A 24,985-nucleotide genomic window follows, 5' to 3' on the forward strand; every position below is an offset into this window, starting at 1 on the left:
TTAAATCAGTGCTGCTGGTATAGTCGGATTTTTCGTTTTCCTTCCCGGTACAACCCAACAATCAAACCTACTACACCAATTAAAAGGCAAATTAAGGCCCAAAATCCAATATTATATTGGTCGATCAATACTCTATAGGTAAAGGTAAAAACGAATAGAATTGACCCAAGAAATTGCCAATGGACGTCTTTTTCCAATCTTTCCCCAGTGTCAATGTGCGGCTGTAGATTAAATATAATTTTGATCTCGTTCCACTCCCAGAGTATGAGCCAAATATTGCCCAGCAGCATTAGCCCGGTGACCACAGGTGTATAGGCAAAGGAATAGGATAATGTTATTACGAAGACATTTAATATGATTGGAAAATTGATCAACGCTCCTAGTTTTGAAAATCTCTGGGTCATTAATAACAACCCGGCAATCAACTGACCCATTCCGATGAATTTCCAATACAAACCGGATTGGTACATAGTTTCAAAAAAATGCCAAGCACTATGTATTGGGTACATTTCACCACTTTCAGTTGTAAATCGATGTCCTTTTATTTTTATAAGACTGGCAAAAACAAATGCTCCGCCTATTAAATATCTTGTATAAACAATACAGATCTGCGGTAATATTCTCTCTTTAATTCTATTCATTTTGTTTGTTGGTCCTATGTAGACGAATAGAATATTGGTTTGTTACTTTAAAGTAAAATCTAGAGCGTTTTAGGGTCTGATTCTGGGTCGTTATGCCTATAATATGCCGTGCACGAAAGAGCAGTGAAGTCTCCCTAAAAACCTATCTTATTTTTTAAGGGTAGTTGGGGTTCTTTTATCCGGTGCCGATGTTGTTCTCTTAATATTGATAAAAGGGCTTTTTATTAAATAGAGAAAAGTCTGCTTGTTATCTTCTTCAAATTCGACCAAGCCAAACTTCATTTTTTCCAAAGGCATTGTTTTGAAGGTTCCAAAGATTCGATCCCAGAGGATAAAAATGTCGGCATAATTGGAGTCGGTGTAGAATTGATCTTGTTGATGGTGCACCCTATGATGGTCGGGCATTACAAAAATCAATCCAAATGTAGAGTTCAACCACTTTGGGTAGTTTAAATTCGCGTGCTCCAAAAAGAAGAAAATATAAAGTATGAAATAGTACAATGCCATAGAAAAAACATCAGTGCCAAAAACTGCTGCAGTGACAATATTTCCAAGTCCGAAAACCATGGTCAACTCAATGGGATGAAATCGAAAAACGGTCGAAGAATCCATGGTGGTATCGCTATGATGAACTCTATGGAACCTCCAGAGCAAAGGTATTTTATGGGTGGCCCTGTGTATCCAATACGCCGTAATATCGTAAAATGCCACGGAAACAATCAACTTTGCCCATATAGGCAGTTCAAAAAGATAAAGGAGCCCCACGCCATTGTTGTTCAACCAATCAATTGAGAATACCTGAAACGTAACAAAAAAAATGTTTATGCCTACCAGTACAATTTGGAACAGCACATTCTGTAATAGATGATGGGCCCTTTTCTGGAAATTGAATGGTGACCCCATTATTTGTTCCAGGGTAAAAAACAGGGCAATCAATCCTATAATAATGTAATTGGGATCAATACCCAGCAATCTATTTAGAAACTCCATGTCTGTACTTGTTTTGTTTTTAATTTTTATATTTTTTGTTCCGATGGATTTAAAAGCGTGGGCTTCATTGAAAAATATGTATTCCCTTTGACTAATTGGTAGAGTATCCAATGAACAAACGGCGTCAATACCATGGCCAGTTACCGCTTTCCATTCCAATTGCTCAATATGCTCTTATACGTATATTTTCGATGCCTTATGCTCGTCATTTATTCAGATTTATGAACTTCAAGTTCGATTTCTACCATAAATTCCGGCAATGCCAACCCCTTTACTTCGAGCCAAGAACCAGTTGGAAATCCATTTTTGTATATTTCGGCGCGGTAGGCAGATTTTTCTATCATTTGTGCCATATCGGTTGTAAAAATGTCTTCTTTTACTACATCGTCAAATGAGCAACCATAGTGGTTTAATATTTTTTCCAAATCAGTATAACAATTTTTTATCTGCTGTTCCAAATCTCCTATGGCGGTCGGGTTACCTTCATCATCCATGCTAACAGCTCCAGAAATTTTAATGGTATTTCCAATTTTTACGGCGTGAGAATATCCATAGGCCTTTTCTATATCTGGCCTTAACAAAAAATATTCAGGTTTTTCGGATTCAACTATTGTTTCGTTTTCAATTTCTTTGGTGTGCTGCTGCTGTTTTTGTTCACAGCTTTGAAACACCAAAGTGAACATTACAAGTGTTGAGGATAAGATTAGTTTGGCGGTCGTTTTTTTCATAATTGTGATTGTTTAATGTTTACTTTGGTCAGTTTTGGACTGTCCCGTTTATAATGGAGCTATCCCAGTTTGTTTTTACCGGGTAGTTTGTATTTAATTTTCCAATAATCTTGGCATTGGTCAGTGATTGGCAATACATATGCACAACAGTCGGTTATAACTTCGAATAGAGCAGGAATGCGACGCATTTGCTCTAAACGAAATTTTAATTTGTTAGGGGGGAGTTTGTTTAAAGTTAGTAAGATTCCGTTAACATTCCCTAAAACATTTAAGGAAAGTGAACAATTAGTGTGTTGAAAACAAAAAAGTCACATTCATTTTATAAAAAAGCATATAAATAATGTATAAACAGTTGTTTTGATCACACTAAGGTTGGATTGCTTTAGAAAAAAGTCAGGTCTTCGGGAATTGTATCGAACAAATTGTTGAAGTTGGTGCTTTCTATTGCGGAATCGGTGATGCGAACCACGTATGGAAATCGGCTCAAAAGACATTTTTAGTCCAGTTCTTTGTTGTATATATTATTTTTCCAATTTATTAGTTGTGGCTACTTCTCTGTGTAATTTCCATTTCCCATCATTCTTATCCTTTTTTAATATAGCCAAGAAAGTATCCTCAATTTCTACCGGTTCACCTTGCTCATTGGTATAATACACAGAACTCGTTCCAAAGTCATATGCTACGCTGTCACTTACAATTATTGTTTCTTTAGGATTCATAATTAAACTGTCGTAACTAAAAGAGCCGACAGGTTCATTTCGTAAACGTTTGTATTCTTCCCAAGTTCCACAAATAGGTGTTAAAGATATTATATCTTTAGTGCCAAAATTTCTTAAATCAGCGTAACGTTTTTCTTTAATGGCCAATTGAAATCCATTCCGAGTTTCTTCAATGGAGGCTAATTCAGCTTGAATGTCAAATTTATTTACATCAGTCGATTTGATTTCTGATCGATTGTTTTTTCCATTACAAGAAATAAGAAATAATGTCAGAAGTATTAGTAATAAGTTTTTCATTTTATTTAAGTTTTAGTTGGTATAAGCTATTTAATCATTTTTATTGCCCAATCATCTCTTGTTTTTATTAAGTTTCTAAGGGCGTGTTTTACAATCCATTGCCTTTCCGTCGTCATTTCTTCTTGCTTCCAGCTTTCTACGATTTCCTTACCAACAGAAAAGTTATCTTTAAGTATGTCGTTTAAACAATTAGCTACAGATTTTTGAACATATTTGGATGTATCATCTTTTAAGTTTTCCAAAATAGGAGTTATTGGGGATGGATCTTGAATAAAAACATCTAGTTTTTTTGCCCAAGGCAATCTAGGTCTTACTCCTTCACTTGCCAACCGTCGAATATGAAAGTTTGAGTGTTTTGACCACTTTACCATTTGCTTTAGTGTTTTATCAAAGTGATGCAAAATATATGGGCGAATAGCATATTCGCTTGTATTCCTCTTGGTTATTTCTTCTAAGGCGTTCATCGATTTTTCAAAATCATTTAAACCATATTTTTCTACATATTTTGCGATGGGCATTACCCAATAATACTCAGTGAACATTCCAGTTTCATTGCTATTTTCAGGACCTAATATGTTAATTAGTTGGGGGAGTCCTAAGTTGTAATCCTGCTCAAAACTATTATGCAATTGGTCTGCAATTAATTCTACTCTACCTTTTAGCTCAAGAAAATCTAATTTCGATTCAATGTTCTGTATTAGAACTGTTTTGTTGAAAGCAGAGTTATTTGAAGATATTTTTTCTGCAAGTTGATTAACTAAGTCTTTATCAAACCAATATTTTAATTTTTTATAGGCCACTCTTTAGTTGGTTACATTGTGCTTATGCAATGTTGAGCTTTGGTTATTTTTTTATTTGGCTATCTAATACTTCAAGAATACGGTTAATCCTTTTCATTAAAGTTAAGGATTCTTGATTATTGAACATGTTTAGTGTTAATGACCAAGCAATGTTACCTTCTAATTTTGAATCTCCCATAAGCTCATTGGTAGTCCTTGTTATGAGTTTTGATTTTCCAGGCACTAGGTTGTTAACTTGTTTGGATTCTAATAAGTTTTTTGGCGTGCCTTTCCAATAGGTGTATACCATATCACGTTGTATATCTACTTTATTTAAGTAAGGATACAGATCTTGTTCACAAAATCTAAGGAATATTTGCTCTACTTCTTGAAGTTGAATCACATCGGTGCTCCAATTAACGAGTAGTTGCTTTAACTCTTCGTCTTTCAAAATTTCGATATTTCCAGAGCTCACTAAGTCGTTTTGAATAGGGTCAAAGGTTGGGGGCTGAATAGTACTTAAAAATACAAGGATACTATCGAGTTTGGCATTTTCCGGTTGATTATGATATTCCAATAATCGCCTGCAATTTTCAATCAATGTATTTCTGAGTTGAATTTTATCCAGCAGTTGATCTCTATTGGATATAAATTCCTTTTCAAGTCTTTTTAAAATAGCTTGCTCCTTAATACTATCTTTACGTTGCTCGTTCCAGTTGTTGATCTGTAATGCAATCAAAATTCCGATGACTACGAGTACAATTTCCCCAATCGCATATTTCAGGTACTTTCCAATTTTCCCTTCGGATAGTAAGCTTTGTCTAATTTTCCTAAAGAATTTTATCATTTATTAGTGGTTGGTTATATCGATGCACAACAATCGATAATAACTTCGAATAGGGCAGGAATGCGCCGCATTTGCTCTAAAGGAAATTATATGTTCTTAGGGGGAGATTTTGTTTAAAATTAGTAAGATTCCGTTAACCTTCCTTAAAACATTTAAGAAAATGAGGAATTACTTTTGTTGAAAACAAAAAAGTCACGTTCATTTTATAAAAATACGTATGTAAAAATGTATAAAAGTTGTTTTAGATTACACTAAGTTTGAGTTGCTGCAGAGGAAAATAAGGCCTATGGGAGTAGGGCGAACAAATTGTTGAAGTTGGTGCCTTCCATTACGGAACCAGGAATGAGAACTCTGTATGGAAATTGGGCCAAAGGACATTTTTGACTCAGACTTTTGTTGTGTGCCGTTTTAATTTTATTCGGTTATAGGTCTTATTCCAAAAATAAGTAAATACCCAATCATCCAAAATTCACCAATGGTTGCGGGTAGGGTAAGAAATCTATTGAAGCCAAAATCAATTCCTGCGTAGCGGATAACGGTGCTGATTAGATAGCCAATACCACCTAAAACAATAACCCTTCCTAACCACACTGGCATTCTTTTGGATTTAATGACCATAAACCCCATGGGAAATAGCCAAAGCCCAAAGAATAGACCACCAATACCCCAAGCATTTGAAATTATACTTTGAAAAGCCTGAATAAGTAAAACTTTGTCTTCCAAAGCACCCGTGTCGGAATTGGCAACGCCTAAAGCAGAGGCGATCGAAATTGCACTTATCATAATGGCTATGGCATTCACCATTCCCCATATACCGAGAGTCCAAGCTTCCCATTCATATTTGTCTTTAAACAATTTGTAAAACCAAATTGCGGTAAGTGCTTGTGAAATTACTATAGCAAACTCTAATAGCAACCTAATTCTTGCAGTGGATTCTAGTTCCACTAAATTTGTTAACGTTTGTTCAGGATTGCCCGATACAAATATTTGAGAATGAAAGACCATAAACCCTAAAATCCCTGAAATAGCCATTACTAAATACCAAACGCCAGTTATTCTTGCAGTTTTGATCGATTGCTTTTGTTCTTTATTTAAATCCACAGGTTGTTTGTTCATAGTGTTCATAATACATTTGACGATGTAACAGGATTATTGTTACAGTTTTGCTCTAATGGCTTTCAATACCCTGCTAAACCCAGAACCTTATCAAATTGCATTTATGTGTAAAGTTGGGTTGGATGTCCAAGGGGCGGGAAATTGCGGAACCTATTGTTCCTATGCGATTTCTAGGCGTGCAAGTAACAAGACCTGTAGGGAAATCTATGAACGTTTGACAGGGAAGGGGAAGAGCAATAAACTGGCATTGATAGCGGTATCAACAAACTTTTGAAACAGGCATTCCCCATTGCAAAATCCGGAATACCTAACGATGAGAACTATGTATCGAAATTGAACTAAAAGAACTTGTTCCTTAACTCAGTTCTTAAGTTCGATTCTGATTAAATTATTTCTTTATTCACGCATCCACATTGCCGGCCAATTATATTCTCTTGAAATGGCTCTTATTATTTCGTGAATCAAAGGAAAACCATTATCCGAGTTTGTCATAATGACCGCTCCACGTCCCGAGTTGGCAAAAGAGACTGCATAACAAACAAACCCTGCGTTTCCTCCCGTGTGTCTAAATCTAAAGGCATTTCCTGCTCCATCTATACCTATTCCAATTCCGCCTGCATTTGGTACTCTGGTCATCATTGTTTTGGCCGATTCTTGACTTAATAAGCTCTTGTCCTCTCCTCGATATGATTTTCCCAACGCTATCATAAAAAGAGCTAAATCAGTTGGATTAGTCCAAAGTCCTGCAGCTGCTTTTTCAGGATAGATATGATAGCCTCCATTTATAACGTTACCGTTTTCATCATAACCATTAGCTGTTAAACTGCTCAACTTTTCAGGAAGAGGATAAGCAAAGGAACTGCTGTTCATTTCAGTTGGTTTAAAAACTAAAATGTTTAGTAGTTGAGAAAATTCTTCTCCAGTTACATCCTCCATTAACATTTGCAATACTTCCATTCCACCACCTGAATACAATTCAGATTCTCCGGGTTTTTGAACAACACGCACAGGATCTGAATTTGTTGTTTCACTTCCTTCTAATATTTCTTTTAGAGTCGGGATTGAATCATTTTTATTGTAGCCTTGAAAACCAGATGTGCCTAAACCAGAAGTATGACTCATTATTCTACTTGGTGTCACTTTTTCTATTTTGGTAAATTCATTATTTGGAACTTGCCACCGTTTTAATTTTGAGTTAACATCTTCATGAAGAGAAAATTTGTTTTCTTCTATCAACTTAAATGCGGCAACACTGGCTATTGGTTTAGAAATTGATGCTGCTTGGAAGAGAGTGTTCTCATTTACATCTTCTCCTGTTTCTTTATTTTTTTTACCATAACCTTTTGACCAAAGAATTTTATTGTTGTCGAAAACAGTTATACTAACTCCCGAAACGTTTAGAGTTGCCATTCTTGATTCAATGGTCGTCGCTGTAGAATTATTTTTGCCATTTTCGTCTATTGTGTAAATATTGTTTTCGACCCTATGCTGAATATAGGTTTCTTTACCTTTTGAGCCATCCGTAATTTCTTTTTTCTTATTTGATTGGCAAGATGATAATGCAACTATTGTAATTGCAATCAAACTAAATTTCATTTTATTCATAATGTGATTGTTCATTGGTTTTAGAAAGACGACAATTTTTTTTGAGTGTTGCAACTTTATATTTAATGCCAAGCAGAAGGTTGTCAAATTACTTTTAGGTAAGATTGGATTGGATGTCCAAGAGGCGGGAAATTGCGGAACCTATTGTTCCTAGGTGCTTTCTCGGCGTGCAAGCAACAAGACCTGTTGGGAAATCTATTAACGTTTGACAGGGAAGGGGAAGAGCAAGAAGCTGGCATTTGCCATTGCAAAATACGGAATACCTTACGATGGGGACTATGTATCGAAATTGAACTAAAAGAACTTTTTTTAACTCAGTTCTTTGTTAGCCACCGTTATTTATTTCAATTACTATTCTTTTTGGTTCAAGTTGGGAACGATTAAAATAACATTTCCATTTTGAATTTTCCTCAATTCCCTCGATTGTATTTCCGTTTTCAATTACAACGCCATTTTCAAATATATAATGTCCATAATTAAACAATAATCCAGCGATTTGTTGAACGTCATAATTTGTAAATCGGAATTCAAAATCAGGAAGTCCCAATGAATTTAGTCCCAATGTATCCATTATCATTTCTCCCTCTGTTTCTTGAATGTTAAACAATCGAACATTCATAAAAACATTTATATTTTGATAGTTGTTTTGGCTACTTTTTTCTAAAAAGTCAGTCGGTTTTACAATCATTTCACTATTCCGAACCCAAATAGCACTTGGATTCATAGCAGAAATTATACTTGCGACAAATTTTTGAAAATATTCGATTCGTTCTTTGTAATCTAAATTTCTCGACATTAAGTCAGTTAATAAGATTTCGTATGAACATTTTCTAACGGTTTCTTCTGCTTCTGTCCAACTCCAAGATTGTCCAAAAGAATTATGCAGTTCAGAAAAGTCAATCTTATTTTCTTCAGGCACAAATATGGTTGCTTGAGCAGGTATACTGCCTTCAGCAAATTTCACTTCGTAATCTTTAAATAAATAATGCCTTGAGTTATTTGGTTTATCAGAACTCTCGTCAAATTCGATTTGCTTAAATCGCTTTGTTAATTCCTGTTCAATGTTTTCATCATTAAATATCGGTATGGTTTCAAAGAAAAGTTTTACTGATAATAATTCAGTTAGGTTTTCGAATTGCTCGATTTCCTTTTTTTTATTCTTTTTTCTTTTGAAATTAAATATTCCCATTTGCTTTCGATGTTCTTTCTAATGGTGGCTAACGGTGTCATGTACAAGCAGTAGCGGATTTTAAGAAACTACTTTTCGGATTACAATATACTCTTATTTACGCTAAAACCTTTAGATTAAGCACTTAAGCCACAATTACTTATACACCGTGTTGTATGCAATGTTTTTTTATGTAGTAAACAATATTACTTCCGTATTAAGTTTATTTTTGTTCAGCTCAATAATTCTATATCCAAATGTTGCGCTACTAACTTTTATCTCATCGGGTATTTTTTCTACTTGATAAGAACTTGCAGGTGTAATATACTGTCGGATATTACCATTACTTCTTTCATCTTCGAAATGATAATGCCCACAGAAAATGACAACATCTTTTTCAAGGTTTTGCAACTCTGTTCTTAGAAGATTTCGATTTTTTAAGGCAAATTGCCTATCTACTTCGGTGTCAACCCCTAAAATGGGATGATGAATAAATAGGATGATGTTTTTTTCCGTTAAAAGTTCCTTTTTAAACCAATTAAATTGTTCTTGACTTATGGAGCCTGAACTTGAATCTAAAAATAGAAATTTGTAATAGTTATACTCTTGACTATAATACAGTTCAGTTCGGTTTTCAACAACTTCAATGCTGTAGTGATCAACTACTTTATCAAAGTAATCGTGATTTCCTAAAGTTATGGCTAGATTATAATTTTGTAGAGATCCAAAAAACCATTGGTTTGCAGTTTTTTCTCCAATATCTCCTCCAAATACAATTTCTTCTATACCCTTTTTAGAAACATCATTAAGTATTATTTCCCAATTTTTTCGAGCGTCAACGCCTTGGTCAATAGGAAATCGTTCATCTAAATGAATATCGGTTATATATGCAATTTTTTTGTTCACAGAATGTGTTATGGTTGTAGTATTGTCATTTTCCATCCATTACTGGTCTGTTCAAAAAGTTTTCTTTCGTGTAGCCTACTTGTTTTAAACTCCATAAACTCTATTCTAATCGGTTTAATGTAAATACCTCCCCAGTTTTTTGGCTGCCCAACGTCTTTATTTCCTAATGCTGTTTTCTTCTCTTCGAACAGTTTTTGCATATATGGTATATCTTGAATTTCCCGCCCTTGCTCAAAAATAGTAGATACAATTTTTGAGTCTCTATTCCTTTGCTTAAAGTAAATTTTAGCATCAGGCTTGGGAATTTCTGATACATCTCCTTGTATTCTAATTTGTCTTTCTGTACACGTCCACCAAAATGATAGTGCAGCTTTCGAATGATTTTTAATTTCTCTTCCTTTTCTTGAATCTAAAGGACCCGTAAGTACAAATGATTGGTTCTTAATTTCTTTTAAAGAGACAAATCTAGAATTCGGATATCCATCTAATCCAATAGTAGATAAACAACAGGCAGAAGGTAAATCTAAATTATTTTGTTCTTTTTCTTCAGAAAACCATTTTTCAAATAATAATAAAGGGTTCATTTGTTATGTATTTCAGATTGCATACTACGGTCTGGTATAACCGTTAGTTACGGGTTTCAAGTTAATTTTTTCGGTTTAGTACTGGACTTTAGCAATTCCGAGTGGATTCGGACGTAGTCGAATCCGCCGTAATTGCGGTTATACATTGTTGTACGCTGGCTTTTTATTTACACTTTTTATTTTTTCAGTTATTGCTTTTTGATTTATCGTAAGTTGTAATCCAAACAAAATAATCAGTTGCCATAAATTTATTATGTTGAAAAAATTCTTCACGTCCTGTTCGCTGTGTATGAAACTAATCAAAACAAATACTAATGTTGTGATTGATATTATCCAATAAGTCAATCTTGTTTTAGTGTTTTTGAAAAGTAATTTTTGAAGATACATAGTTAAGTAAGGTGCTATTATGAAAACAGCAATGCAAAAGGCTAAATCGGTATAAAACCATTCTCCGATTTTTATATCATTCGTAATTCCAATGATTTCAATTATTTTATAAAAAAATCCATACCCAAAATAGCCTACAAAAAAAGCTATATACGAATAGACGACTCCTAAAATAACTCCAATAGGTAAGTCAAATCGGAATAATTTATAATTCGATAGGGATAATATTATGCTGAAAATCAATGGATATAAGAATAAGCTCGATTCAGCAAAAAATAGAATCGAAACTGATAAGAATGGTGTCAAAATTAATTTTAATATCAGTTTAAGTAATTCCATTTTTTCTCACACTTTTTTTCAGCTTGCTCACAACGGTCTTGTATATGAAAAGTAGCGGATTTTATTCACTGACTTTTCGGCTTATAACTGACCATTAATTTATTCATTTTGTTTCGATTAAGCGATTAAACCGCTATTTATTATATACGTTGTTGGCACCAGTTTTTTATCCGCAACCACCACAACCTCCGCATCCGCCACAGCCACCACAACCTCCATCTGAACCACAACCGCTATCACCTGATGAATCATCAAATCCGTTAACAGATTCAATGATTGGCATAAAATCAGAATCATTTATAGCCATTAAATCGAATTGATTTTTGGTCGTATTGTGGTAGTATAAATAAGAGTAGTCATAATCGACCCAAACAGAATCAGAGTTCTCTTTTCTAAAATTAGATTTCTTTTTTTCTATCAGCTCGAAAATTTCGGTTGGTATTTTGGGTATAAGAACAATATTCCCATTAAGAGAAAGTAGTGTTTTTTCTATACCTTTAACTTTTTTGGTCGTATTGGTTTTAGTTCCCTTTTTATTTCTTTTTGGACATTTATTCCATTTTCTGAAATGACTTTTACTCCAAACAATCTTTGAAAAAAATTAGATTTAAAATATCGTTTCATTCGGTGGTCAGAATAAATATATTTTAATTTATAGTCTTCACTATTTTTAATCTTTTCGAACGCGGTTTTTAATAGATTTGAGAGTTTTACTTTTAGTTCATTATCTTTTGTGAATACAGACAGAAATATGGATTCGTGTTTTAATGGTTTATAGCTGTTAAATGATTTTCCTAAACTAACTGTTGGGTTTTTCTTGTCCTTTTTTGATGCTTTTTCATTTGTTTCTATTTTGAGTACTTCTTTTAATATTAAGTCAAAGAAAGTAACTCTTGCAAGTTTGTCAACTTTTACTTGAGGATTTTCAATAAGCAAGATTTCTGCTGGCGATAAATCAGTTAGTTCTTTAATCATACTTTTCTAATTTTTGGAACTATCCAATTTCTATGAAGGTTTACTCTCCTAAAGTTTAGTTCTCCAAATCTTACTTTTGAAGATGGCCATATATCCAATGGCGTATTTTTATTAAATGTTTTCAAATACAATTCTTTTGTTTTAGAATACCAATCTCCAAATTTTTCTTTTTCATTTTTTCCGCCTTTAGTTGGTCCGTGATGTATTTCTCTTCCTAAAGTATTTTTACAAAAATCTGTCCAATAAGAACGTGTGTATAAAAGGTGTAAATGCCAAACTTGGTCAACTTGGTCAGAAGGTGTTAACGGATGGTCAGAAATACAGATTAAAAAAATGAATTTTTTGTATTCATTAATTACCCGAACGGCATATTCGTATTTCCAACCATTTTCTCTGCATAATCTGTCAGTAAAAGTGAACGTAGAATCAAAATCATCCAATTGGAATTCTTCTAACTTATCCCATAATGTTTTTTGTTCTACTGTCATTTTTCAAATTGTTGCCAACGGTCTCGGCTATGATTTCGTTGTGGCTGGCGGCTGGTGAGCGACGGCGGTGGCCGGTTCGATTTTCCAGCGAGCCAGGGCCGCGTAACGAAAGTATTCTTTTTGGTTATTTGTTTTCTTAAAAGTAGGAAATTTAGTTCAAGGTAGGAGGGAACAATGAATTATAGCCAGTGTTAGGCATAGGCTTTTTTATTCATAAGGAACCCACGGCCTCAAAAGCTTCCATTTTTTTAAATATCTGTTCGCATAATCAGTGTTCCTTACAATTGAAGGCTCAACTTCTAACAAGTGACGTTCCAATTCAATTATGAAGTCAATAAGTTCTTGCTTATACTTTTTTGCAGATTTTGAATTTTCCAAATTTTCTCCTGAATATTCAAGTTCATTTAGAAGTTTCTTTGATTTTTTCAATTCATTCTTTCCTTGATAGAAATGGAGGTTTGCCTTTTCTATGGTTCTTTTGATTTGTTCGTCATCAATTTTTGGATTTCGGAATCTTTTATTCATGTAGCCAATGAATATGTGATCGAAATTAATACCCATGTTTATTTGATCTTTGGCATTATTCACCATCTTTTTTATGTTGTTGTAACTTGAAATCCAATTGCCATATCTATGGTTTTCAATCTGCTGCTCACTTTCCGTAAGATATTCTCTAATAAGAATATTGGTTATTCCCGATTTCTTAATGCGGTCAATCCTTTTCCTAACCCTAACAATGGTGTCCAGTCCAATCATTGAAGAAATGGTGTCTTTATAGTCAAAATCCCCAACAATGTTGAGTTTTGAGAAGTCCTTGTTTTTAAAATCCACGTTGTTGACCGGGTTGTCAAGAAACTGCCAAACAGGGTCAAATGGAACATGGGTTTTTATTAGCTCCTTTGGGGATATTAAGAAGTAATCATCAGAAAATTCGTTTACATAATCCCCTCTATCATCTACATACCCTGCTGCAAAAGTGTTATCGATGAATAAATATTGATTATTGATTCTAACGGCGTTCCAAGCATGGTTCAATTCCGAAATTTCATCGAAGTCCAATTGGCGTGTATAACCTGATATTACATATGACTCAATCCCTATGATTTTACACATATGATGAAATAGTTGAGCATAATGTCCACAAATTCCCTTGCGGGTATTTATGGTTTCCCTAACCATTTGATCATAAGAATTATAATGAAAATCACCGTTAATTTGGCTTACATCGTATTGAATATTGTGAGTAATCCATATGTATAGGGCTCGTACTTTTTCATCTTCATTCTTCAATTTTGATGTCAAGAATTCGGCAATTTCCACTGGGGTTTTTAAAGAATCAGGGACACTTTTTGACTGTTCGTCAATTTTTGCATATTTGGGATTACCCAAAACGTTGGTATGAGAAAAAAGGAGAAGAAGGAGGTAAAGGTATTTTGTCATTTATCTTATCTCAAGCTTATGCCTAACGGTTCTCGGCTATAATTTCGTTGCGGTTTGCGGCTGGTGAGCGACGGCGTTGGCCGGTGCGATTTTCCAGCGAGCCAAAGCCCGCGGGATGGAACCGTTCTTTTTGGTTTTTAATTTTATTAAAAGTACAGAATTTTAAGTTTGGACAGGAAGCAGTAATGAATTATAGCCCATGTTGGCAAACGTTATTATTCGTTTACGTAAATGTAATTTGCTTCGATTGAGTTATTTTCACTGGATTTTTTCAGAGGCATGTTTCCTGAACTATACTCATAAACGAAACTATGATTTTGAAGTCCTCCGAATTCGTTATTTTCAACCATAAATTCTAGAATATTGTTTTTGTTTCCAAAAATGTTGTTTTCATCGTAAAACAAAAATTCCCAGCCGCCTATTACGTTCAGATAATTAATTAGTGTGGAGAAGTTTAAAAAGAACTCTTTGTTGAAAGGGTTAATTTTATCATCGTGTACATAAGAAAGTATATTGGTCTGGTTTAATGTTTTTTTTATCAAATTTCCGTTTGAATATTCAAACACCATGGAAAAATCTATACTTTCTTGGTAAAAAGTCTTTAAGTTATTGTTTTCATCTATTGTTATTTCTCGATTTCGGTTATCAAGCAAATCAATGAAATCTACATCGGATCCATTGTGTACTATTTCATAATCTTGGTATTTGACCCCATTTGCATAAGATTCAATTTTTATTATTCTATTTTCGCCATCATATGTTACGGTAGTTTCTTCAATGGATGTGCTTTGGGTTTCAACATCAAAATCTGTGGTAGTTAGTTTTGTTATATTACCTGACTCGTTTTCAAATTCAAATTTGGTTGTTTGCCCAATGAAATCTATCTCCCAAGAATCTATATTTCCATTTTGATGTCTAGAAAATGAATTGTTATAATCGGCGAAATCGAACGAATTTTCTTCTGTTATCAGGCTTATATTTGAAGAGATTTCAATCAAGTAATTTTTGGTTTCTCCATCCTCATTTGTTGTATTGTCTGAATTGCCCTCTGAGCACGATATAAAAAATATGATTATGAACAATAGAATTGGGATTTTCGATTCTTTCATTGATCTAATTATTTTAATGTTTGCCAACGGTCTCGTTTAAGAATAGTAGCGGATTTTTATGTACTTACTTTTCCGTTTATTACTATTGTTTGTTTTATATAATTCACTTTCGTTTTAGCGATTAAACCGCTATTATTTTTATACAATGTTGTACGCTGGCTTTTTTCCATTCAGCTTGGTTTTCAGCGTTGGCAAAGACATACTCTTTTGCAATTTTTGGCTTGCGCTTTGGACGTAGTGAATTGCAAATGTGTATGGCTTTAAGCGTTGGAAATATGTCATTCAAATAAAGAATTATAAATTTCTTCAGAGTCAAAATCAGGTGAGCCTTGTCTGGAATAATAATATGAAAATCTAGCAACGATATCCTTTGTAAAACTACTGTTAATGGAAGCCAATCTTGAGTATTGACTATCAAAATCCTTAACTCTTATTGAGTGTAGCTTTTGAAAATTTAAAAGTCCGCCATCTATATTTTTATATCTAGGCAAAAAATGATATTTATTTGAGTAACTATTATGAATTAGCTTTTTCAATACAAGTTCAGCTTCATCCAATACCTCTTTATCAGCTTTTCCTTTTTTTATGACTCCAATTTTTTCTCCTGCGATTGTGTTTTTTGTTGCCTCAATCATAACTAATAGAATGTCTTTTGCTTTTCCTTGAGCCAAATCGCAAGAAGGTGTGAGAACCACATAGTTCATTCCATCCGCTTTATTTCTAACAATATCTCCAGTAAATAGGTGAGGCTTTATTACTGGCGTGATATATATTTCAGATGGATGATAATTTTCAAATTCAGAATCTTCTGTAATTTCTAAATATTCTTGTAGATGTAATAGAGTATATCTTAGCAAAGATTTTTGTTTCTCTTCTGGACTTCTTGTGTCATCATCAGTCCATAAGTCTAAAGAGCTAGATAAATGGTTCCAAAATATATCATTGATGTAGTTTTCAATTGTGCCTTTACGATTTAATATCTCTGTAATACCAGTATTATAAATAGCTATAAACTCTTCTATAAAATCAAAATCATCATCCCTATTCCGTACTTTGAAAAAAGATGTTTCTTCTTTTAATGATGGGTCAATGTTGTGAGAAGTTCCAGAAATGACAAAAACTGGAAATCTTAAATTTGCCTTTACTTCTCTTATTACATCGTTCCCAGAGCTATCACTACCACCTGATTGTTTTAAATCCAAGTCAATTACGGCTCCATCAAAATTGTTGTCTGTGTTTTTAAGAATATCTATTGCATTGTCTCTGTCAGAAAGAATTGTTACATCTATCTTAACCTCAGAAGAAGTTTTATTATAAGAGTCTATATCTCTTGTATAAGTTGCAATAACATTCGAATCATCTTCGACAATTAATAAATTTAATAATTTCATATTATTTGTTTATTTCAATCTGAAAATAGGCGCCTTCTGTACTCTTTCTTGCCGAAAGCTCTCCATTTAATCTATCGATAGATTCACCAGCAATCGCTAACCCTAGACCAGTTCCATTTATTTTTTTTGAGTATCCAGGTTCAAATATTGCTCCTGATTCTATTTCTAAATCGCTTAAACCTGGTCCAGTATCTCTATAATCTATTATGACAGTGTTATTATTCTGAATTACATCAATCTTTATTTCTTTAGTTTTGCTTTTTGAAATAGCAAGCCAGTAAATACTATTTTCAATTAAGTTGGTTAATGCAATGTATAAATCTTCTGACCAACCGAAAATCTCAATATTTTTATCTCCCATAACCGTAAAAGTTATATTGGCATCTTCCAAATGCGATTTAAAAACATCTTTACTTTCATTGATAATTTGTACAGCAGAGAAATTTCCTTTTTTATCTCTTTTTTGTTTAGCAAGTGGTGATATTCGTTTAAAGAGATTAGAAATAAATTTACTGTTAACTTTGAAGCCATTGATACTATTCGTTAATTCATCCAGATTTTCTTCGTCTTTGGTTGCTCGATAAAATTTTAGGTATCGTTCCATAACTTTAGTTTCTGAATTAAAAAACTGTAATGGTTTGCGACCTTCGTGAAGAATAAAATTTACAATTTTTCCTAAAGTTGCTTGACCTTGATAAATTGCGATTGTTTTTTCGATTTCCTCTTTTAATTCTAGTTTTTTCTTTTCCTCCTTGGTTAAAATAGTGTCTATTTCATCAATAGCCTTTTTGTCGATCTTAAACTCAGAAAGTTTTTTTCCAATTGAAGTCTTGACTTCTGCTAAACTGAACAATGAATTAATAGAATCTTGAACTTTTGTCTGCTTTCCACGACTTTTTTCACTTTTTATACGGTAGGCTAATCTTCTAGTTTCAAGCTCAAATAGAGCTTTTTGTGAAAGTTCTTTTAATCCAAAATAGTGTTCATTTTCTTTAAGTCCGTCTCTTGCACTTTTTTCTTCTAGTCCTGATTTCTCTTCAGATTGAATTGTAACAAAGCCAACGATTTGATTGTTACTAATTTTAAGGGTAAAATTTTGAATTCTATCTTTATCAAGGTCTAACCAATCTATACCACCATTTCCATATGGTCTTATCCTAAAAAAATTCTTATATATATTTACTCCGTATACTTCGTCTAATAACCTTTTTGCTTGTCTTTTGCCCATTAAGTTTTTAGACACAGGATTTATTAATCCTTTGTTGATTAAGTTGTCAATTGCTTCAGGTTCTCTATCAAAAACTCTAAAATCAACCTTAATTAGTCCACAGTATTTATTGTTACCTGTTAAGTCAAATGTTCTAGTAATTCTTTCATTTTGCACAACGTCAGGGTTGACGTTGTTTTCAAATAATAAGTTTGCTTTTCCTTGTTCTGAAATTGTTCCAGAAATTCTATAATCATAAAATTTAATTATCGGATAAGTGTCAATCTGAATATTCTCGTCAATTTCAGGGAATGGTGAATTTTGAAATGATAAGTTTATTTTAAAATCATCATCAATTGACTCTTCAAAGGGTGAGATTAATTTTCTTAATTCATTTATTAATTGTTCGAGAGTGCTCTTATTCCAATAAGATAGTTTGGAATCCGTTTTTTCTAAAACTTCTTCTTCTCCGTCATCGTTTAGGACTGTTTCGGTGTAATTCTCGTCTTTTGCAACAATGAGTAATTCAGTGCCAGAAGGTTCTTGTGTTTGTTTTTTTTCAACAAGCAACTCTATGTTCTCGAGAAAGTCATCTGTTTTGAAAATTCTCCAATCAATGACCGCTTCCGATTTTTCTCCATTTTCATCTATTGTTGAAAGCGTCATTTCCTGCCCCAATATTGATGCTGCAAAACGACCAATTCCTTTTCTGCCTTGTAAAGTCCTTGTCCCTTTTTTACTTACTTTCCTTAATAATTTATCATTTGTTGCGGGTACTAACCATTTATTAATGACTGTGTCGAAATCCATTCCATGTCCATCATCTTTAATGGAAATTATTAAAGCATTTTCGCCACCTATTTTAGTGTAATTAAAAATGATATCAACTTTCGTTGCATCTGCATCATACGAATTCTTAACAAGCTCTACTAATGCTGCATAAGAATCACCAATTAAATCACTACCGATTGTATGAATTAATCTCGCTGCAGGTCTTATTTTATAGGTCAGGTCTTGATTCATATTAGCTGTTTTTTGATTTGGGTGGCAATTTCTTTCGCCATTAATGGTGGTACAGCATTTCCAATTTGTCTAAAAGCAGCAGTTCGTCCTCCTTCAAAAAAATAATCATCTGGAAAAGATTGAATTCTTGCGGCTTCACGGACAGAAATTGACCTTACTTGTTTAGTATCAGGATAAATGTAGTGATGTCCATCTTTTGCAATATGCGCTACCATTGTGTGAGATAAACCATTTATATCTACTACTTTAAACCTATCAACAAATGAATTCTCGTTCTTGTGTGTTTTGAGTTTGTTTGGTAAATCGGGATATTTAAGTCTTTCAGTTTTTGTTAGCCATTTGTTTATGGCTATTTTATAAATACTTAAATCACGTTCGTTATGTGGTCTAGCAATATGTTGTGTTACAAAATCAACACCATTTCTTAATTCAAATTTTTCAAGATATGTAGTAGTTTGATTTGTGTATTTCGTCACATTATTTTGTTCTCCAGGTTTCAACTTTTTTAAATCTGAAAAAATTTGACTCGTTTTAAACTGTTGTTTAACTTTGTTAAATACAGGATATTTAAAATCGGAACCTTTTTTCCAACCTATTAATATAATTCGTCTTCTTTTTTGTAATACCCCAAAATGCTCGGATTTTTGAATAGTGTAATTTAATTCATAGCCTATTCTCTTAAAATATGCTTGCATATTTTTAAAATAACTTCCTTTTTCAGCTGTTATTAAACCCATTACATTTTCAAAGACAAAAACTTTAGGTTCATATTTTTTCAGGAATTTAGCATATTCTTTATAGAGAAAATTTCTAGGGTCATTTTTCATTCCATTTTTATCTCTTGACCTTCCTACAAGAGAATATGCTTGACAAGGTGGTCCACCAATAATTAAATCAATTTTTCTTCCTTTTGCGAGTTTGTCTATTCTCTCAAAAATGATTTTATTATTCTTTCCACCTATTTGAAAATTAATGACTGAATTTGAAATTTCAGGTCTGCTAAAATCAGTTAAAAAGTCAACTCGCGATATTTTACCTGAAATATAATCATAGTAATTCTGAAGTCTATTTTCAGAATCAAGTTTGTGATATACCAATCTAGTCTCCAAAGTTTCACACGCTTTTTTATCAATTTCTACGTGTGCTAAGGGTTTGAACCCTGCTTTAATGAATCCTTCTGACAAACCACCAGCTCCTGAAAATAAATCTATGAAATTGAATTCTTTCATAATTAAACGTTCAGTTTTAAATGTCCATATATCTTTTCAAGTATGTCATTAGGATTAGCGCCAATTGCTTTAGAAATCAGATAGAGTTCTTCAGCTTTTAAATTTGTTTTTTCTTTAGTACTTAATTGGCTAAGTCGAGACTTTCGTATTCCGGTTTTTCGAGAAACTTCAGCTTTGTTTATTGATTTGTCCGTTAAATACTTACCAAGATGAGTCATTCTTCGTTCGTTACAATTGTTTATCAAATGTAAACAAAAGTTCCGAATAAAGAAACATTTGTTTTATAATATGGTATTATTAGTTTGATGTTTTGGGTGGCGGTGGGGAAGTGAAAGCTCTTTTTATTTTGTGAGGGACGAGCAAAATGAAATGTGCTTGAAAGTGCGGTTGGCTCTTTTTTCAGCTTGCGTACAACGCCCTGCTAAACGCAGTGACGTTCTGGGTTTAAAATTATGTGAATTTATTCACAAATGATTTTAAAGACAAGCAGAACGTTATCAAATTGCTTTTAGGTAATGTTGGGTCGGGTTTTTGGTGTTTTCAATCGTGGGGCCGAGGACTTCCAGTCCCGACTGCATTGGCAATTTGGTTTAGCAGGGCGTTGGGACGGATGCCCAAGGGGCGGGAATTGCGGAGCAATGTAGCTACTTGGTTGAGGCCGGAGGCTTTCAAAATCCGTCCCAACGGTTCTCGTATAACCGTCAGTTACGGGCAAGTTAGCGAAAATTTTCGATTAATCACTAGCCTTAGCAATTCCGAGTGGATTCGGACGTAGTCGAATCCGCCGTAATTGCGGTTATACATTGTTGGGCACAGTTGTTTCATTCTGTTTTTCTATTTTATTTGCCCAAGCTTTAAATGTTTCAGGATAAATAGTAGGATACCCATAACCTCTTGGTTTTATTTCTTTTATACTTTTGTTTATGTATCTTTTCCTTATATGATTTTCTGCTACAACACCATTAAAACCATAACCAAAGTAGATATTTCCATTTCTATCTGGACGCTCTTTTTTATACCATTCTTGAACTTTGAATACTTCACGAATTAGTCCTCTGTATTCGCTCAAAACGTAATCGTATTTGTTTGGTCGCCAATCAGCCATTTTCCAAGTTTCCTTTGTGGCTTTATAAATTGCATCAACTCCTGCACCACGTTCATAGTTCTTATTTATATTGATGATTATACAATTTTCTTCTATTGAGTTGAGTAATTCCGCATTGTAAAGTGAAATTATTTCGTTTGAAGACATAAGACCCTTTTCAATAGAGTTGAAACCACCTTGAATATTCCCTTTCACGTATGAATTAAAGGATGGAATAAATCTAAAAGTGTCAATTAAACTTGCTTCAATATCAAATGCATTTTGTTCGCTTAATCCGTGTCGCACAATTATATGCTTAACATTTTCGCGACCAATTCTATCGATTTCTTGATATTTTAAATTCTCGTCATCCTCTACAATTTGTTTATTTATATGTGCAAAAACTCTATTGTCTTTCCCTTTACCAACATAGAAAGGTTCGTCATTTTCGGGATTAATTAATAGATAAACATAGAATTTTAAATTTTCAATTGTTTTTTGGTCAAACATTTGCGGTTTTTTTTCAATTGTGCCCAACGGTCTCGTATAACCGTCAGTTACGGGTTAATATGCGTTAATTTTCGGTTTTGCTCGGACGTTAGCAATTCCGAGTGGATTCGGACGTAGTCGAATCCGCCGTAATTGCGGTTATACATTGTTGTGAGCAGTTTTTTATATTTTTTCATTCCTGTTTTTAACTAAATCAAACACTGTAATTCCGTGTGCAATTGCGTAGTCAGATAGACTCGAGTCAGATGTTATTAATAATTCGCATTCTTTTGAATATTCAAGCATTAACGAATCCGTTAAACCAAGGTCATAAAATCCGACACTTTCGGTAGCAGTTTTTGATTCCATAAATTTCTCGGTTGTTGTTTTAATTGTGTTCGTTATTTGCTCAATGTATTTTACTTTATAATTACCAGTGAAGTTGTTCAATATATTGTCGACTTCAGTCCAGACATTTGGTAGGACAACCAATTCTTTAATATCACCAACAAAAGAAACTAAATCATCAAAATCCTGTTCTTCGTAAATTGAGGTTCTTTTATGTTTATTAATCAATTTAGGGTCGATTAGACCGAGTAAAAGGATTATTAGAGCATTGGCATCTATTAATTTCATTACTGTTCGTAAATGTAGAATCCGATTATATTTTTGTCCTTATCAATTTTTATTTTTTTATAAACTCTTTGATATTTAAATTCAGATGTTATAGCCATAAGTGGTAAGCTTTTTGGATTTGTGTTTTCCACTAAGTAAGAAACTACAATTTCCCAATTGTCATTATCTTTTTGAAATTCGGCTTGCTCTAATCTAAAATCGGGATTTTCTAAGGAAGATAAATCCTTTAATTCAGTCTTTACGATATTAAGTAATTCTCTTAAGTTCATTTAGTCACAGATTTTTGTTCAAATTGCTCACAACGGTCTCGGCTATGAGTAGTTGCGTGGGTTAGCACTAAACTTTGCAAGTACACACCAAACTGAAAATCCGCGAGGATTTTCAGAAGTAGGCGAGACCAAGCAATTACTTATAGCCATTGTTGGCAACTGGCTTTTTATTTAGTTTGTTAATAATTTTTTCATCTTGAAATGTTCTAATTCCATTTTCATAATTTTTTAAAAAATACTCATCATAACCGGTTTCATTGATTTTAGTCGCAATCGTTTCCTCATCCAAAACCTTTTTAGGTTTTGGAACTGTCAAAGTAGCAATTAGAAAATCGAATTCATTCATTTCATCAGTCCACTCAATATTAAGAAATCCATTTTCATCAATAATTTGTGGTTCATCATCAAATATGTAGTCAGTTGGTTTTAGGTCGTACTTGGAAAACAATTTAGTCCAACGTTCTTTTATGATTTCGAGATTTTTACTTTCTTCAAGATTTGGATTTATTAGAAGTCCGACTGTTCCCCATTTTTGGAACAAAGAAGCTTCCTTATCTTTCCAAAGACCTTCGGCAGATGCCATAGCAAAAGCTTGACTCTCTAATATTCTTGCGTTTTTTATAGTTTCTTTGAAGGGTACTATATAGGCAGTTCCATAATCTGTTTCCGGATGATTTGTTTGAATCATTGTGTATGTAAATGAGCGAGTTCGAGACTCTCGACCATATCTAATTCTTGCTTTGAAAGGTATTTTATTTTCAATGGATTCAAGGCAAACTTTTCTCCATTTAACTCTCTTTGGTTTGTCTTCCCAAAATAAAGAACCGATAATTATCGCCCCTCCTTTGAATTCCATTTCTCTTGAATTTTAAGTGAATAGTAAATTATTTGTTCCGAAAAGTTTATTTCGTTAAAATTCTCTTCTTTTTCTAGCTCTTTAATCAGTTTAGAGCATTGATTCCATATTTTAATTAATTCTGAAATCTTTGGTTTTAAAGCTTTAGCGTTATCAGGTGTAAAATGGACTGTTTTATTTCGCAATCTAAATAGATTTTGAATCTCATTTAGTTGAATTTTATTGGTGTTCAGTTCATCTTTGAAAATGTAAATTATTCGTTCCATTATTCTGGACATCGATATGCGCGAATAGCTAAAGTCATCTATTATTTTTGATTGATTTAGAAATAATAAATGCCTATTAATTATTGTTTCCATAAAGAACCCTAAATTGTTGAGATGTCCCAATATCTCAATAGAATCTATTTGATGGTCTAATCCGAATTTATGCTTCTCCTTTTCTGCACGTATTTGTGCATTATCCCAAGCATCAGACATTATTTTTGCAGTACTTTCAGAAATGACTTCTGGAATTTCAGATTGAAGAAGTCCAATGGTTGTTTCAGGTAGAGTTATTTTATCAAATATCTTTTCATCTTCTTTGCTTGGTTCAAGGTTTTCTAACGATTTTGAAAATAATATTGATGCAAATTCATATTTAAGAGCAGAATCTAAATACTTAAACGATTCTTCCAAAAAGAAGGAAGCTCCAAGAGCAAGTTTTTCGTAAGTGTCAATTTGGTGTTTGTTGCTCATTTTTCAGCTTGTTGCCAACGGTATCGGCTATGAACAGTTGGGGGTTTTACGCCCTAACTTTTCGGTTTAGCACTGACCTTTGTTTTATGTTTATAGTTTCGTTTTATCACTTTCGCCCCAATTGTTTATAGCCATTGTTGGCGGTAGTAGTTTTATTCAATTATTTTTTCAAGCTTATTATCCGTTAAATTCTGAACATTTCTTGTTATTCGTTCTATATCCCAATTCCACCATTGAATTTCTAACAGTTTTTCAATTTTTTTATCCGAAAAACGTTTCTTAATTTCTTTAGCAGGGTTTCCACCAACAATAGAATAAGGTTCAACATCTTTTATCACAGTAGAGTTTGTAGCAATTATTGCTCCGTCTCCAACTGTTACTCCTGCCATTATAGTTGCATTATACCCAATCCATACATCATTTCCGATAGTTATATCTCCTTTTTTAGGATATTCTTTTCCGTCCATTGATGTTTTCCAGTCTTCTCCAAAAATAGCAAACGGGTAAGTTGTCAGCGATTCAGTTAAATGATTAGCACCATTCATTATAAATTTCACGTCAGAAGCAATCATGCAAAATTTTCCAATTCTCAATTTGTCCCCAACAAAATCAAAGTGATATTTTACGTTTTTCTCAAAATTTTTAACGTTTTCAAAATCATCATAGTAGGTGTAATCTCCAACAATAATATTCGGATTCTTAATTATGTTTTTAAGAAAACAAAGTCTATTATAGTTTTCGAGTGGAAATATTTTATTCTTGTCTGGTATTTTCATTCTTTGAAGTGCGTTTGTTCTATTACCGCCAACGGTTGGGCTATGAGTAGTTGCGTGGTTTAGCACCTAACTTTGCAAGTACACACCAAACTGAAAATCCGCGAGGATTTTCAGAAGTAGGCGAGAACCAGCAATTACTTATAGCCAATGTTGGCAATAGTTATAGTTTA

Annotated in this window: 27 protein-coding genes and 1 pseudogene; 1 reads left to right on the forward strand and 27 read right to left on the reverse strand. The window is 33.3% G+C overall.

The features are described from left to right. Positions 1–5 precede the first annotated feature (5 nt). From AB9K32_RS00270 to AB9K32_RS00300, 7 genes are all read right to left on the reverse strand, one after another. On the reverse strand, positions 6–641 hold the full coding sequence (locus AB9K32_RS00270; protein ID WP_369884026.1) for a hypothetical protein: 636 nt from the start codon (positions 639–641) through the stop codon (positions 6–8). 147 nt (positions 642–788) lie between these two features. Next, positions 789–1,631 (reverse strand): sterol desaturase family protein, encoded by an 843-nt coding sequence (locus AB9K32_RS00275; protein ID WP_369884027.1) that lies wholly within the window; start codon positions 1,629–1,631, stop codon positions 789–791. Between the two features lie 209 nt (positions 1,632–1,840). Continuing rightward, positions 1,841–2,359: a RidA family protein gene (locus tag AB9K32_RS00280; RefSeq protein ID WP_369884028.1), complete on the reverse strand. Its 519-nt coding sequence runs from the start codon at positions 2,357–2,359 to the stop codon at positions 1,841–1,843. 521 nt (positions 2,360–2,880) lie between these two features. Further along, positions 2,881–3,375 carry a hypothetical protein gene (locus AB9K32_RS00285; protein WP_224837318.1) on the reverse strand — a complete coding sequence of 165 codons (495 nt, stop codon included), beginning with the start codon at positions 3,373–3,375 and terminating at the stop codon, positions 2,881–2,883. 26 nt (positions 3,376–3,401) lie between these two features. After that, positions 3,402–4,175 (reverse strand): DNA alkylation repair protein, encoded by a 774-nt coding sequence (locus AB9K32_RS00290; protein WP_369884029.1) that lies wholly within the window; start codon positions 4,173–4,175, stop codon positions 3,402–3,404. A 43-nt stretch (positions 4,176–4,218) separates the two neighbouring features. After that, the gene (locus AB9K32_RS00295; RefSeq protein ID WP_224837320.1) at positions 4,219–5,001 is read right to left on the reverse strand and encodes a DUF6090 family protein; all 783 of its coding nucleotides are present in this window, start codon (positions 4,999–5,001) and stop codon (positions 4,219–4,221) included. 414 nt (positions 5,002–5,415) lie between these two features. Continuing rightward, positions 5,416–6,117: a DUF4386 domain-containing protein gene (locus AB9K32_RS00300; protein ID WP_224837321.1), complete on the reverse strand. Its 702-nt coding sequence runs from the start codon at positions 6,115–6,117 to the stop codon at positions 5,416–5,418. A 163-nt stretch (positions 6,118–6,280) separates the two neighbouring features. Here AB9K32_RS00300 and AB9K32_RS00305 point away from each other — a divergent pair. Then, a pseudogene (locus tag AB9K32_RS00305) lies at positions 6,281–6,459 on the forward strand (IS110 family transposase); the annotation flags it as partial. Positions 6,460–6,513: 54 nt separating this feature from the next. On the opposite strand, the gene AB9K32_RS00310 reads toward AB9K32_RS00305, so the two are convergent. From AB9K32_RS00310 to AB9K32_RS00405, 20 genes are all read right to left on the reverse strand, one after another. Next, positions 6,514–7,794, reverse strand: coding sequence for a serine hydrolase domain-containing protein (locus AB9K32_RS00310; protein ID WP_369884030.1), 1,281 nt, complete (start codon positions 7,792–7,794; stop codon positions 6,514–6,516). A 253-nt stretch (positions 7,795–8,047) separates the two neighbouring features. Then, a complete protein-coding gene (locus AB9K32_RS00315) occupies positions 8,048–8,911 on the reverse strand; it encodes a DUF4261 domain-containing protein (protein WP_224837323.1) in 864 nt (287 codons plus the stop codon). A gap of 168 nt (positions 8,912–9,079) precedes the next feature. Beyond that, entirely contained in the window at positions 9,080–9,832 is a 753-nt protein-coding gene (locus tag AB9K32_RS00320) for a metallophosphoesterase (RefSeq protein WP_369884031.1), read from the reverse strand. Continuing rightward, positions 9,805–10,380, reverse strand: coding sequence for a pyridoxal 5'-phosphate synthase (locus tag AB9K32_RS00325; protein ID WP_369884032.1), 576 nt, complete (start codon positions 10,378–10,380; stop codon positions 9,805–9,807). Before AB9K32_RS00325 ends, AB9K32_RS00320 begins: the two co-directional genes overlap by 28 nt. A gap of 138 nt (positions 10,381–10,518) precedes the next feature. After that, on the reverse strand, positions 10,519–11,106 hold the full coding sequence (locus AB9K32_RS00330) for a hypothetical protein (RefSeq protein ID WP_369884033.1): 588 nt from the start codon (positions 11,104–11,106) through the stop codon (positions 10,519–10,521). A gap of 117 nt (positions 11,107–11,223) precedes the next feature. Further along, positions 11,224–11,403, reverse strand: coding sequence for a hypothetical protein (locus AB9K32_RS00335; protein ID WP_369884034.1), 180 nt, complete (start codon positions 11,401–11,403; stop codon positions 11,224–11,226). A gap of 192 nt (positions 11,404–11,595) precedes the next feature. Next, positions 11,596–12,081 carry a hypothetical protein gene (locus AB9K32_RS00340; RefSeq protein WP_369884035.1) on the reverse strand — a complete coding sequence of 162 codons (486 nt, stop codon included), beginning with the start codon at positions 12,079–12,081 and terminating at the stop codon, positions 11,596–11,598. Beyond that, positions 12,078–12,569: a hypothetical protein gene (locus tag AB9K32_RS00345; protein WP_369884036.1), complete on the reverse strand. Its 492-nt coding sequence runs from the start codon at positions 12,567–12,569 to the stop codon at positions 12,078–12,080. The genes AB9K32_RS00340 and AB9K32_RS00345 overlap by 4 nt, the downstream gene beginning before the upstream one ends. Positions 12,570–12,776: 207 nt before the next feature. Continuing rightward, positions 12,777–14,009, reverse strand: a complete 1,233-nt coding sequence (locus tag AB9K32_RS00350; protein ID WP_369884037.1) for a transglutaminase domain-containing protein — start codon at positions 14,007–14,009, stop codon at positions 12,777–12,779. 215 nt (positions 14,010–14,224) lie between these two features. Next, entirely contained in the window at positions 14,225–15,118 is an 894-nt protein-coding gene (locus AB9K32_RS00355; RefSeq protein ID WP_369884038.1) for a hypothetical protein, read from the reverse strand. Between the two features lie 278 nt (positions 15,119–15,396). Then, the gene (locus AB9K32_RS00360; RefSeq protein ID WP_369884039.1) at positions 15,397–16,509 is read right to left on the reverse strand and encodes a hypothetical protein; all 1,113 of its coding nucleotides are present in this window, start codon (positions 16,507–16,509) and stop codon (positions 15,397–15,399) included. Between the two features lies 1 nt (position 16,510). Beyond that, positions 16,511–18,739: an ATP-binding protein gene (locus tag AB9K32_RS00365; RefSeq protein WP_369884040.1), complete on the reverse strand. Its 2,229-nt coding sequence runs from the start codon at positions 18,737–18,739 to the stop codon at positions 16,511–16,513. Beyond that, positions 18,736–19,968 (reverse strand): DNA cytosine methyltransferase, encoded by a 1,233-nt coding sequence (locus tag AB9K32_RS00370; protein ID WP_369884041.1) that lies wholly within the window; start codon positions 19,966–19,968, stop codon positions 18,736–18,738. Before AB9K32_RS00370 ends, AB9K32_RS00365 begins: the two co-directional genes overlap by 4 nt. Positions 19,969–19,970: 2 nt before the next feature. Continuing rightward, the gene (locus AB9K32_RS00375; protein WP_369884042.1) at positions 19,971–20,186 is read right to left on the reverse strand and encodes a helix-turn-helix domain-containing protein; all 216 of its coding nucleotides are present in this window, start codon (positions 20,184–20,186) and stop codon (positions 19,971–19,973) included. A 578-nt stretch (positions 20,187–20,764) separates the two neighbouring features. Beyond that, a complete protein-coding gene (locus AB9K32_RS00380; RefSeq protein ID WP_369884043.1) occupies positions 20,765–21,589 on the reverse strand; it encodes a hypothetical protein in 825 nt (274 codons plus the stop codon). A 135-nt stretch (positions 21,590–21,724) separates the two neighbouring features. Then, positions 21,725–22,177 carry a hypothetical protein gene (locus AB9K32_RS00385; RefSeq protein ID WP_369884044.1) on the reverse strand — a complete coding sequence of 151 codons (453 nt, stop codon included), beginning with the start codon at positions 22,175–22,177 and terminating at the stop codon, positions 21,725–21,727. Further along, on the reverse strand, positions 22,177–22,446 hold the full coding sequence (locus AB9K32_RS00390) for a hypothetical protein (protein ID WP_369884045.1): 270 nt from the start codon (positions 22,444–22,446) through the stop codon (positions 22,177–22,179). The genes AB9K32_RS00385 and AB9K32_RS00390 overlap by 1 nt, the downstream gene beginning before the upstream one ends. Before the next feature lie 136 nt (positions 22,447–22,582). Next, positions 22,583–23,302, reverse strand: a complete 720-nt coding sequence (locus AB9K32_RS00395) for a hypothetical protein (protein WP_369884046.1) — start codon at positions 23,300–23,302, stop codon at positions 22,583–22,585. Then, positions 23,278–24,039: a hypothetical protein gene (locus tag AB9K32_RS00400; RefSeq protein WP_369884047.1), complete on the reverse strand. Its 762-nt coding sequence runs from the start codon at positions 24,037–24,039 to the stop codon at positions 23,278–23,280. Before AB9K32_RS00400 ends, AB9K32_RS00395 begins: the two co-directional genes overlap by 25 nt. Positions 24,040–24,191: 152 nt before the next feature. Beyond that, complete coding sequence (locus tag AB9K32_RS00405; RefSeq protein WP_369884048.1) at positions 24,192–24,815, reverse strand: CatB-related O-acetyltransferase; 624 nt, start codon at positions 24,813–24,815, stop codon at positions 24,192–24,194. Positions 24,816–24,985 lie beyond the last annotated feature (170 nt).

Origin of the sequence: Allomuricauda sp. XS_ASV26 (assembly GCF_041224615.1) — a bacterium.
Classification (GTDB): Bacteria; Bacteroidota; Bacteroidia; order Flavobacteriales; family Flavobacteriaceae; genus Flagellimonas; species Flagellimonas alginolytica.